Origin of the sequence: Mycobacterium shinjukuense (assembly GCF_010730055.1) — a bacterium.
Classification (GTDB): Bacteria; Actinomycetota; Actinomycetes; order Mycobacteriales; family Mycobacteriaceae; genus Mycobacterium; species Mycobacterium shinjukuense.
This window is the reverse complement of the sequence record NZ_AP022575.1, coordinates 264,087-275,828: the sequence shown is the minus strand read 5'-3', so window position 1 is coordinate 275,828 and position 11,742 is coordinate 264,087. Positions and strand designations below refer to the sequence as shown.

At 66.8% G+C, this 11,742-nt stretch carries 10 protein-coding genes; 6 read left to right on the top strand and 4 right to left on the bottom strand.

The genetic code is table 11. The features are described from left to right. Positions 1–145 precede the first annotated feature (145 nt). On the top strand, positions 146–1,054 hold the full coding sequence (locus G6N20_RS01220; protein WP_142272232.1) for an RpnC/YadD family protein: 909 nt from the start codon (positions 146–148) through the stop codon (positions 1,052–1,054). A gap of 616 nt (positions 1,055–1,670) precedes the next feature. Here G6N20_RS01220 and G6N20_RS01210 read toward each other — a convergent pair. Beyond that, positions 1,671–2,159: a DUF6933 domain-containing protein gene (locus G6N20_RS01210; protein WP_083052437.1), complete on the bottom strand. Its 489-nt coding sequence runs from the start codon at positions 2,157–2,159 to the stop codon at positions 1,671–1,673. A 417-nt stretch (positions 2,160–2,576) separates the two neighbouring features. Here G6N20_RS01210 and G6N20_RS21860 point away from each other — a divergent pair, with 417 nt between their 5' ends. Continuing rightward, positions 2,577–2,825 (top strand): hypothetical protein, encoded by a 249-nt coding sequence (locus G6N20_RS21860; RefSeq protein ID WP_308206079.1) that lies wholly within the window; start codon positions 2,577–2,579, stop codon positions 2,823–2,825. A gap of 411 nt (positions 2,826–3,236) precedes the next feature. Here the strand turns inward: G6N20_RS21860 and G6N20_RS20860 are convergent, their stop codons facing one another. Then, positions 3,237–3,692, bottom strand: a complete 456-nt coding sequence (locus G6N20_RS20860) for a hypothetical protein (protein ID WP_232065407.1) — start codon at positions 3,690–3,692, stop codon at positions 3,237–3,239. Between the two features lie 496 nt (positions 3,693–4,188). On the opposite strand from G6N20_RS20860, the gene G6N20_RS01190 reads away from it, so the two are divergent. The 4 genes from G6N20_RS01190 (at position 4,189) to G6N20_RS01175 (ending at position 7,086) form a co-directional block, all read left to right on the top strand. Next, positions 4,189–5,058, top strand: a complete 870-nt coding sequence (locus G6N20_RS01190) for a PPE family protein, SVP subgroup (protein WP_083052436.1) — start codon at positions 4,189–4,191, stop codon at positions 5,056–5,058. Positions 5,059–5,130: 72 nt separating this feature from the next. Continuing rightward, positions 5,131–6,318 (top strand): PPE family protein, encoded by a 1,188-nt coding sequence (locus G6N20_RS01185; protein WP_083052435.1) that lies wholly within the window; start codon positions 5,131–5,133, stop codon positions 6,316–6,318. Between the two features lie 148 nt (positions 6,319–6,466). Then, positions 6,467–6,763 carry a type VII secretion system ESX-5 protein EsxJ gene (gene esxJ / locus G6N20_RS01180; RefSeq protein WP_163662691.1) on the top strand — a complete coding sequence of 99 codons (297 nt, stop codon included), beginning with the start codon at positions 6,467–6,469 and terminating at the stop codon, positions 6,761–6,763. Between the two features lie 38 nt (positions 6,764–6,801). Further along, positions 6,802–7,086: a WXG100 family type VII secretion target gene (locus G6N20_RS01175; RefSeq protein WP_083052703.1), complete on the top strand. Its 285-nt coding sequence runs from the start codon at positions 6,802–6,804 to the stop codon at positions 7,084–7,086. 87 nt (positions 7,087–7,173) lie between these two features. Here G6N20_RS01175 and G6N20_RS01170 read toward each other — a convergent pair whose 3' ends face one another. Together G6N20_RS01170 and G6N20_RS01165 are read right to left on the bottom strand one after the other, a co-directional pair. Then, entirely contained in the window at positions 7,174–8,103 is a 930-nt protein-coding gene (locus G6N20_RS01170) for an adenylate/guanylate cyclase domain-containing protein (protein WP_232065406.1), read from the bottom strand. A 295-nt stretch (positions 8,104–8,398) separates the two neighbouring features. Further along, entirely contained in the window at positions 8,399–11,401 is a 3,003-nt protein-coding gene (locus G6N20_RS01165) for a protein kinase domain-containing protein (protein WP_232065405.1), read from the bottom strand. Between the last annotated feature and the right edge of the window lie 341 nt (positions 11,402–11,742).

The following is an 11,742-nucleotide window of genomic DNA, read 5'->3' as shown; positions in this document are numbered from 1 at the left end:
CCGACATTCACTTTCGCTGAGACGTTAGTGCCAAGGTCGTGGCGTCGCAGCTATGACCAAGCTGGAGCGTTGCGCGATGTCGCGATAACGAAGAGCTGGCAGCGAGACGGCTCGGCTGTCGGTGGGTGCCGATACCGTCGCGGGCGTGCCCTCACACCTGCATGAGATGTTGGTCGAGTTGTTCACCCACCGGCCGGTGTTGGCGGTCGAACTGCTCGCCGACGCCCACGGTGTGCGGTTGCCCGAGTTCGTCTCTGCGCGAACCGAACCCGGTGAGCTCACCGACACGGCCCCCACCGAGTACCGCGCTGACCGGGTGATCGTGTTGTCGGGAACCGCGGCGCCGGTGGGCGCGATCGTGCTCGAGGTGCAACTTGCCCGTGACGACGACAAGCGCTGGAGCTGGCCGGTGTACGTCGCGACGCTGCGGGCCCGGCTGCGCTGCCCGGTGACTCTGCTGGTGATATGCCCCGACCCGCGGGTGGCAGAGTGGTGCGCGGCGGCGATCGACCTCGGCGACGGCAACCGGCTGACGCCGCGGGTGCTGGGGCCGGACCGCATTCCGACGGTGACCGATCCGGTTCAGGCGGTGGCGATTCCGGAGTTGGCGGTGCTGTCGGCGATCGCGCACGGCGCCGACCCTGATCCGGTCGACGTGCTGGTGGCGTTGCATGCGGGGCTGGTCGCGATGGACGACGTCGCGCTGGCCCTGCGATACCATGACATCGTGCTCGCGGCGCTGCCGGAGGCGGCCGGACACACCCTGGAGGAACTGATGACGACCGGCACCGATTACGAGTGGCAAAGCGAGTTCTACCGCAAGCGGGCCACCCTCGGCCGCGCTGAGGGCCGCGCCGAAGGCCGAGCGGAAGGCCGAGCGGAAGGCCGAGCCGAAGGTGAAGCGAACGCGGTGCTGGCGGTGCTGGAGGCTCGTGGCATCGAGATCAGCGAGCCGGTCCGCGCCCGCGTCACCGGCTGCACCGACCTCGACCAGCTCGACACCTGGATCCGCCGCGCCGCCACCGCCACCACCGCCGACGACCTGTTCCACTGATCCGCCAACCCGGCGGGCACCACGTTCGGCATATCCACTGCCGCAACCGCGGGTCACGCCACGACCGGCGTCACCAGGTACGCGGGAGATTGGCTATTCCTCAACCGCAACCAACCCCGAATCGCGGTGCGGGCCAAAGAACCTCGCCGTCGATGACGACGTCGGGCTCCCGCTGGATCGGCACGAAGGTGCTCTTCGAAGTACTTGTGGACCTGATTGATCGTCACGACGTTCACGGCCGCGCCGATACCCGCGCCCGCAACTGGCACGAGCCGCAATTGACAACGCCGCTCACCGGCGCGGGTACCACGTCAATTCGGAGGAGGTGCGTACCGCTGTACTGGTGTCGCTTGTCGGCACGGGGGTAAGCGCGAGCGTCGGACAAGCTGGTGCCAAGATCGGCGAGAAAGTCGCCGTCGCGGCGCTCAAGCGGCTGCCCGGGGCGACGCTGACCAAGATCAACCGGGCAGTGGGTTCTCGCCTTCTGACCAAGTTCGGGACGACCACAATCGACGCCCTGTTTGCCGAGGAGGATCGGAAGCTTCCGCGGATCCTCGAAGAAGCTGCCCGCCTGGGCGCCCAACTGTTGATGCAAGCGGCCCCAGGAGGACAGTTCTTAACGCTGGTCTTGACGGCTTACCGTGACCAGGTCGATCGGTGGGATGTAGCCGGTGATGCTGTTGATGGTGCGATGCAGGCCGTGGTGGAGCGCGTCGATGTCGCAGCGGGCCAGGCCGCCAGCGGTGGCGATGACGTGTTCGGTGGTGAACGCTAGGTCGTTGATGGTGCCCAGGACGCGGCGGTCGGCGGTCTTGGCCACGGCCACCTGCTGGGGATCAAGATCGCCGAGCGTATCGACTGGCAGGCCTTCGGCTTGCAGCGCGTCCTGAATCGCCGAGACGACGGGCGGGCCGATCGGGCGCAACCCTGCGGCGGTGACGTTCGGCATGAACACCGAGAACAAGGTCCCGGCATGGGTCACCAGCAGGCATTTCCGTCGGTCGATCCAGACCAGGTGGGCATACCAGTCTCCCGTGCAGGCTTCGCCGATTGCCGGCTCAGACACCCCCAGCAGCGCCAACACCTTTGCGGTACATCGCAGCATCACGAGTCATGATCGTAGGCAGAGCCACCGACGATCGGTACGCAAGAACGCCGTGGCTTGGCGCCGGTACAGTGTGGCGACGTGTTGGTCGCTGATCTGCGTCACTTCCTCGACATGCCGCACGACGCTTCGGGGCCCGCGCGGCGCCTCGCGCGGCACTTGGGCGACATTGTCCGGGCGGGCACCGCCGGCGAGGTCGGTGATCCGTGGGTGTCCGCGTTGCCGTGCCGGCGCCGACCGGCCCATCGACGCTGTCCCGGCAGGATCACCATCGCCGTCGTGTCGGCCGAGGCGTCGGCGCCGATCCGATGGTGGTGCAGCGTCTGCGACGACGAGGGGGTGATCAGCAACTGGGCAGACTCCCCATACGACCTGCGCCGCCGCCGGCTCAGCCTTGCCGGCGACGTCGACGAGGTCATCGTCAGCGACAAGACCGCCACCGTGTTACGCGACCTGGTGTTGCTTGACCCCGACCGTGAGCGACTGGTGTTTGGCATGCGCGCCCACCCCGACGGCGCCGCCTTGCTCACCAGCGCAGACGACCTGGAGGAGCTGATCGGGTTCGTGGCCGCCGAAGCCAACCACGAACCCAACCGGCGCCGCCAAGACCGCCTCGACGCCGCGTTTAACGCACTGACCGAAGCCGCCCAAACCCTCTACGGCTGAACATCTCTCGGCCTTGCCGCCGAGGATGGTTCGCCGGCCTGACGCCAATCAACAGGCCACCACGCCGGAATCGCCGGGTCACGAACACTCCGCAGCCGGCTCGCCGCAAGAACGCAGGTATATCGAGAAGAAGCGAGCTCGCCGGTGAGCAACGCCGTCCCCGGAGCGACTCGAACCCGATAGTCGGACCAACAGACGCGCGTGCCAGGGCGCCGCGGGGCCGTTGTTCTGCAACAACTCCGCGAACCCACCGCCGGATCGCACCTGGTGGGCGTAGTCGACAAGGAGGTCCGGTACCCAACCCACCGGAGCACCGTGAGTCGCTGCGAGGAGCAGAGCTCGCGGATTCGGCGGTCGCCAGCCCGCAGCGATTCCGCCACAGCTTCTGTGCCATGCTGGCGTACTGCATAACTATTCACTGTGGGCGATCACTGCGTCGAACACGAGGTAGCCGGCGAAAACATCGAAAGCCCGGAACGTGGACGGGAGCGCTGAGTCGGGAGGTGTTGCGAACCGCGCAAGCGCCTGCCCGATCGCCTCGACGTTGTGCCCTCGTTGCCCCGGATCGTCTGGGTCGTCGTTGAATACCACCTCGGGCATCAATGCATGCCCTGCCTGCAGTTCCCAGTTCGGCAATCGCACGTCCGCGACCAGCGCACAGCGCACGCCGTCACGGACAGCCAGCTGGACCGGCGCCACTGGTATCCCGACGAGCCGCGCCAACTCGCTGGCCAGCTTCTCCACCACGTCTTCGCCGAACGATCGATCGCGCTCCGGTCGCGCCGGCTGGAAGAGCCCCGTCCGCTTCTGCGAAGGATGCTCGAGCCAATCGTGTGGGTGTTGCCCCTGGGTCTGCAGGCCGGCCACAGACCAGTCGTCAACGCAAACGACCGGCCAGGGATGGAGCACGAACTCATTGTGCCGGGGCCATCCGCGCGGAAGGCGTATTGATCAGCACGCCCTATCTGGGTGCGTCCGCTGCCTCTGCCAATTGGGCTATGGGGCCCGGCGGCGAATCTAGCGCGCGGCGGCCCGATTTGGGACATCGCGCCCTCGAAAACGCTCCGAAGCACCGACGTGCGCACGAGGCGCCTTTTGAGTAAGATCGCGCGCCGCGCGTCTCAAGGGTGTCTCCCCGTCCGGAACCAGATGACACTGCTATGTCATCCGCCAGAAGCCTGTTAAAACTGCCGGCGTCGGCGTTAAGAAGCCGTAAACGTCTTTCACGCTGAGCCTTTCGATCACGACTGTGGAGCTGTGGCTGGTTAGCGTTACGCCAACACACAGCGGCTCTTACGCAAACACGCAGGGTCGGTCGGGGGAACCACAGGTCGGCCAGGTTTCACACACAAGGAGTACATGAATGTCATTCCTGCAGATACTGCCCGAAGAGTTGACGGCCGCGGCCGCGCAGCTACAGACCGTCGGGACCTCGTTGACCGCGCAGAATGCCGCCGCGGCCATGCCGACCACGGCCATCGCTCCGGCAGCCCTTGATGAGGTGTCGGCGCTGCAGGCGGCGCTGTTCGCCGCGTACGGCACCTACTACCAGGAGATCAGCGCCGAAGCGCAGGCGATGCACGACATGTTTGTGAACACCTTGGGAATCAGCGCCGGCACGTATGCCGCCACCGAGGATTTCAACTCGGCGGCGGCCGCCTCGCCGTTCTCCGGGCTCGGAAGTGCGGCAGGGGCAGCAGCCACGCCGTTCAACGGACTGACAGCGGAAGCCTCGGCCATCATCCAAGCGACCACCGCGGCGTTCCCGGCCGAGTTCTCCGGCGGCATCGCCAACATCGCCAACATCGGGGCAGGGAACTGGGCCTCGGCCACGTCTACGCTGGTCGGCCTGGCGGGCGGTGGTCTGCTGCCTGCCGAGGAGGCCGCCGAGGCGGCCTCCGAGCTCGGCGGGGAAGCCGCCTTGGCGGAGTTGGGCGAATTGGGGGCGGCCGAAGCCGCCGTCGGCGGCGGTGCGATCGCGGCCGGCCTGGGCGAGGCATCCGCGGTCGGCATGTTGTCGGTGCCGCCCAGCTGGGCCGGCGCCGCCACCCTGGTGTCCAGCACCGCACCCGCGGCGCTGTCGGGCGCGGGCTGGACCGCCGCCGCGCCCGCGGCGGCGCCGGCGACGTTCCTGCCCGGGGGGTTGGCCTCGGCCGCGCGCAACAGCGCCGGTTTCGGTGCGCCGCGCTACGGCGTCAAGCCCATCGTCATGCCCAAGCCGGCGGTCGTATAGGCGGCAGGCTCCCACGCGGTTCAGCACAGCTAATAGACAGCGGAATTTTCGGCCTAGAGGAACGGGACAACAATGGATTTCGGAGCACTACCCCCTGAGATCAACTCGGCACGCATGTACGCCGGCGCGGGCGCGGCGCCGTTGATGACCGCCGCGGCGTCGTGGAACAGCCTGGCCGCCGAGCTGGGCACCACCGCGGCCTCCTACGAGTCGATCATCACGGCGCTGACCACCGAGCAGTGGCTGGGGCCGGCCTCGCTGGCGATGGTTGCGGCCGCCCAACCCTATGTGGCCTGGTTGACCTACACCGCCGAGGCCACCGCGCACGCCGGTGCGCAAGCCATGGCGTCGGCGGCCGCCTACGAGGCGGCATTCGCGGCCACGGTACCCCCGGAAGTGGTTGCCGCCAATCGGGCGCTGCTAGCGGCGCTGGTCGCGACGAACTTCCTGGGGATCAACACACCGGCCATTATGGCCACCGAGGCGCACTACATGGAGATGTGGGCGCAGGACGCGATGGCTATGTACGCCTACGCGGCCGCCTCGGGGGTCGCCGGGATGCTGCAGCCATTGACCCCACCGTCGCAGACCACCAACCCGGGCGGGCTCGCCGCCCAGTCCGCCGCGGTCGGCGCGGCCGCCGCGACCGCCGCCGTCAACCAGGTGAGCCTGCCGGACCTGATCAGCAGCTTGCCCGTCGCGATGAGTTCGCTGGCCTCCCCGTTGCAATCGGTTCTCGACGCGACTGGGATGAGCCAGATCATCACCGACATCGACGCCCTGCTCGCCACTCCGGTGGTGGCGAACGTCATCAACAGCGCGGTCAACACCGCCGCGTGGTATGTCATGGCCGCCATCCCCACCGCGATATTCCTCGGCAACACCCTTGCCAGCAGCGCGCCGGCGGAGGCCGCCGCCGAGGCCGCCGTCGAGGGTCTGGCCGCGGCGGGGGCGGCCGGAGCGGGGTTGGCGGACGCGGTGGCGCCGGCGGCCGGCGCCGGGGTGACCGCCGGTTTGGGCGAGGCTTCGCTGGTCGGCAGCCTGTCGGTGCCGGCTAGCTGGGCCAGCGCCGCTCCGGCGACGGTGTCCGCCGCCGGAGCTCTCGAAGGCAGCGGCTGGACCGTCGCCGCCGAGGAAGCCGCCCCACTTGGAATGGCAGGGATGCCCGGACTTGCGACGGCCGCCAAAGGCGCCGGGGCCTACGCCGGGCCGCGCTACGGCTTCAAGCCCATCGTTATGCCCAAACAGGTCGTCGTGTGACGCCGGAAAAAAGGGAGGACATGTCACTCGTTTGAGGCCAGCAATACACCATTAGGCCGTAATCTATTCGGCCATACGGCTACCGCCGTGCTGATTCAAGTGCTAGAACTTCTACAACCGAGACTTCGAGACAAAGGAGACAAGCAACATGGCAACGCGTTTTATGACCGACCCGCACGCGATGCGGGACATGGCGGGCCGGTTTGAGGTGCACGCCCAGACGGTCGAGGACGAGGCCCGGCGGATGTGGGCGTCGGCGCAAAACATTTCCGGTGCGGGCTGGAGCGGTCTGGCCGAGGCGACCTCGCTGGACACCATGACCCAGATGAATCAGGCGTTTCGCAACATCGTGAACATGCTGCACGGGGTGCGCGACGGGCTGATCCGCGACGCCAACAACTACGAGCAGCAAGAGCAGGCCTCGCAGCAGATCCTTAGCAGCTAGCACCGGACCGTCGGCTTCGATTCAGGAGGACATCAGCTATGACCATCAACTACCAGTTCGGCGATGTGGACGCCCACGGCGCCACCATTCGCGCGCAGGCGGCGTCGCTGGAGGCCGAGCACCAGGCCATCGTGCGCGATGTGCTGGCCGCCGGTGACTTTTGGGGCGGCGCCGGGTCGGTGGCCTGCCAGGAGTTCATCACCCAGTTGGGGCGCAACTTCCAGGTGATCTACGAGCAGGCCAACGCCCACGGCCAAAAGATCCAGACCGCCGGCAGCAACATGGCGCAAACCGACAGCGCCGTCGGCTCCAGCTGGGCCTGACACACAACACCACACAAATGGGGCCGCACACCGGTGGGTGTGCGGCCCCATTGTTGGCTGCTGGCCGGCTAGCAAACATTCCTCCTGCTACCGGCGCCTCAGGACCGCATAGACGGTCTGCATTCCGTGTCGGCCCTTGATCTCAACCCGCTCGGCGGGGCCCCAAACGTATTGCGCCTCAACGGCGGCGTGTACCACATCGGTGACCATCACCGGCGCACGCCCGCCCCGCCCGGCGATGCCGGCCAGCCGGAAGGCCAGGTTGGTCGAATCGCCAAGAACGGTCTCGGCATGCGCCATCGCGGTCAGTGCGGCCTTTCCCTGCACGACGCCCCACCCCATGTGTATGGATGAGCCGTCGGTGTGGCGCAACGGCAGCTCGTGTCCGATCTCGTCGACCCGTCGGTTTGCGGCCAGCGCGAAGTCGATGGCAAGCTCGTTGGCCCGCGGAAGCGTATTCAACTCCCACACGGCATACAGCGCGTCGCCGGCGTACTCGATGAGCGTGCCGCGATAGTCACGCAGCACGTGACCGAGTTGTTGCCAGAGGGTGTGCAACCCTTGCGCGATCAGCTTGTGGTCTGTGACCTGCGAGATCGTCGAGTAACCGGTGATGTCGCCGACGACCATCACCATCGCCGCCTCGTTGATCTCGCTGTAGGTCAAATTGGGATCGAGTTCTCCGACCGCGGTGAACCGATCCGTCTGAAACGTCAACTCCACCTTGCCGATCCGGATCCGGTCATGTGCCTGAATGGGCGCTGGAACGTCGCGGACCAGCCGCACGCCGTTGAGCCATGTCCCGTTGGTGCTGGTATCGATTGCGAAAGCCTGATCCGCGGCGGCGTCTAGCCGGATCTCGAGGTGGTTCCGCGAGACCGCCGGGTCGGCGATCAGCAGTCTGCGTTGCTCGCTGATGCCAACGCACTCGCGGCCGACGTACAACTGATCGAAAATCGGCACAACCAACTCGCGATCATCGATGTGTGTGACCAGATAGCCCAGCGGTTCGGACATCTGCTGACTGTGCCGAGCCGCGCCCTGGTCATCCACACTGGCCTCCTCGCAGCGATACAGGCCTTCATCTCCACAAGCGGGCTGGCGGATCGCTCTTCCGTCTCGATGATGATAGGCGGTCAAAATCCCGGCGATCCGGTGGGCTGGCCGGTCCCAATCACCACCCGCGCCGCCCGGGCAGCGCCCATCCGACCGCGTCACCGTCCAAGTTCTGCGCGAAAGGCATTACACCGCATCGATATTCACATGGCTAACATCGACCCCGCCGGCCTACCGCCCACAGCAGCCAAAAAACTCACGACCACTGCCGAAGTTCTAGCTCCAGCGACCAAGGTTCGCGATGCTCTAGCGACCAACGCTCGCTGGCGCAAGCCTGCGGGATCGCCTGAGCGACGTCAGTGATGTTCAGAGCGGTGCCGTCGTTCCAGGCCGCCTGAAACTCTGCTTCACCGAGCTGCTCGCGCACCCGACGTTCGCATTCGGCATGGAACCCTCCGAAGCAGGAACACGAGAGCGGGGCTCCGCTGGCGCGACTCATTTCGGCGGCCGCTGCCATCAGGACCGCGGCTTGTCGCGGCCGCTGGCGGGATTCAGTGATCCATGCCAAGACTTCCAGCCCATTTGCCAGGGCACATCTGTCATCGGTTTCCAGGGCAAATTGCACGCTCTGCTGGAGCGCACGTTCGGCGCGCCGCAGGTGACCCAGCTGCCATTGCGCAACGCCGACCGACCCCACCGCTACACCCCGGATCGCCAAGCCGCCGCGGGATTCGGCCAGAGCCAGACATTTGTCAGACCAACCCAACGCAGCGTGGGCGTCTCCTGAAATCAACTCGACCCAGCTCATGGCCGCCATCGCATACGCCTGCACTTCAAAGTCATCGGTTGCGGCCATTGCCCGCTGCAGGCCCTCACGCGCATGGTCCATGTCGCCGGTGAGCAACGCGGCGTAGCCGTCGGTGAAGTTGATCCCACCGCGGGTGACGGGGTCGTCGACTACCTCAAGAAGCTGACGCACCTCGGCGAGCCAGCCCGCGCCCGTCACCAGGTCGCCGTGTCGGAGGGTGAGGTAGGCCGCGGTGAACAGTGGCCGGATGCGCTGCAAGCTCGGTTCAGCTGGGATGGCGGCCAGCGCACGGCTTGCCCATTGGGAGCCTTCGCTGAGCGTGGCATGGTGAATCCAGAACCGGCGCAGGGCGGTGGTCATGTCGGCGGCCATCGCCGGGCAGTCGGTCAGGCTGAATTGCAGCGCCTCCCGGATGTTGGGCATTTCACGTGTGAGACGCAGAATCCACTGGAGTTGTTGGGGGCCAAACCATTGCGCCTCGGCCTCGGCGAGCAGCTGGTGATACCACTGGGCGTGGCGTCGACTCAATCGAATGCGCTCGGCCTCGGTGGCGCGGGCCTTTCCGTAGTCGCGCAGTATCTCTAACAGCCGAAAGCACGCCACGCCATGGTGTTCGGTGCGGATCAGGATCGACTTGTCGACCAGTGCGCACAGCAGGTCCAGGAATTCACCGGCGGGCATGTCCTCGCCGCAGATGCCGCGGGCGGTGGGCAGGTCGAAGCTTTCGCCGAGCACCGACAGCCGGCACCAAAGCCGTTGTTCGGACGGGGTGCACAGCTCATAGCTCCAGTTCACGCACGCGGCCAGGCTTTGTTGGCGGGTGCGGGCGCCGCGGTGGCCGTGGGTGAGCAGCGTGTAGCGGTCGGAGAGCTCCTCGGCGATCTGCTTGGCCGACATCGCGCGCATGCGGGCAGCGGCCAGCTCGATGGCCAGTGGCAACCCCTCCAGACGCGCACAGATACGCGCGATCGAGGTGGCGTTGTGATCGTCGAGCTCAAATCCGGGCGCCACGGCGCGAGCCCGCTGCACGAACAACTGGACGGACTCGTAGCCGGCCAGCGTGCGCAACGGGGGATCGTCATCGACGGCCGGACAGGACAACGGATCGAGCCGCAGCACCGCCTCCCCCTCGATGTCGAGGACCTCGCGGCTGGTGGCCAGAATCCGCAGCTGTGGGCAATCCCGCAGCAGTGCCTCGGCGAGGCTTGCCACGTCGGCGATCAGGTGTTCACAGTCGTCGAGGACCACCAGCGCCTGACGTTGGGCGAGGAAGTCGACCAGTGCCTCGATCGGTGCGCGGCCCAGCTGTTCACGCACCCCCAACGCCGCGGCCACCACCTCGGTCAGCAGGGTGCCCTCGCTCAGCTCGGACAACCCCACCCACCACACGCCATCGGTGAATTGCTGGTGCAGTTTGGCGGCGCTGTGGGCGGCCAGGGTGGTCTTGCCGACCCCGCCAACGCCGGTCAGCGTGACCAGACGCGACGACCAGAACAACTCTTGCAGGTGGGTCGCCTCGGCGTCACGGCCCACGAAACTGGCCACCTTCGACGGCAGCCTGCCCCCGCCACTGCTCACCGACGCCGACGTCACCGTGCACTTGGGGCGCCGATCGGATGCCCGGTCGTGCTGCAATGCCATCTCATCGACCGGCAGACCCAGATGCGACTGCACCTGTCGGATCAGTTCACCAAGCTCTAGCGCCGAGGGCCGATCGGCCGGGTCGTGGGCGGTGGCGCTGTCGACAACCCCGGCCACCCCCTCGGGGATGCCGTGCTCCCGCAGATCGGGTAGCCGGTCGGTGGCGATGCGCAACAACTGCGCCACGACCTGCTCATCGTTGCGCCGCTCAAAGGCCGCATGACCGGTCAGCGCGGCGAACAGGGTCATGCCCAGCCCATACACGTCCGAAGCCATACTTGGCGGGTCACCCGCCAGCAATTCCGGGGCAAGAAACGCCGGCGAACCCGTCAGCACCCCGGTGGCCGTGCGGTAGGCCCCGGTCATATGCGCGATGCCGAAGTCACCCAGCGCCGGCTCGCCAAAATCACTGAGCAAGATGTTGGCCGGCTTGACATCACGGTGCAAGATCTCGAAATGATGCGCCGATGCCAACGCCCCGGCCATCTTCACCCCCAGCCGCAACGCTTCCGCGGCCTCCAACACGCCCAGCCGGCGGATCCGCTGCTGAATGCAGCCCAGCCCGCAAAAGGGCATCACCAAAAACGGATGACCCGACGCGGTCTCCCCGACCTGCAACACCGGCACAATGTTCGGATGACCCGTCAACCGGGCCATTGCCTGCTGTTCACGCACGAACCGGGCCCGATTCCCATCGAGGTCCTTGAGTACCTTGACCGCCACCAACCGTTGCAGCGGCACCTGCCGACAGCGGTACACCACGCCGAACCCGCCCCGACCGATGGCCTCAGCGTCCGCAAATCCGGCCACACTCAACTCCGCGGCGATTGGATCACCCGCGCCCGTTTGCGTAACCACCGTATCCTCGCCCACCGCGGCTCCTTGCGCTCACGGGAAACATCGACAAACTAGTGCTGCCCAGCAACGTTACGGAGACAGGACAAAGATACGTCCTCGGCTCCCCAGCCCACCACCCCGAGTACCAGGTCGGCATTCGCGACGGGTACGACGAGCTGCCCACCCGCTGAAGCCAGCGGCGACCGCACTCTCCGCTCCAACGCCACGGCGCGCACGCGCTGGCTTTCCTCCAGCCCGCCGCCTGCACAACCAGCTCGCCACGCTCTCCGCCCGTTGCCCCAACAGCGGTGCGT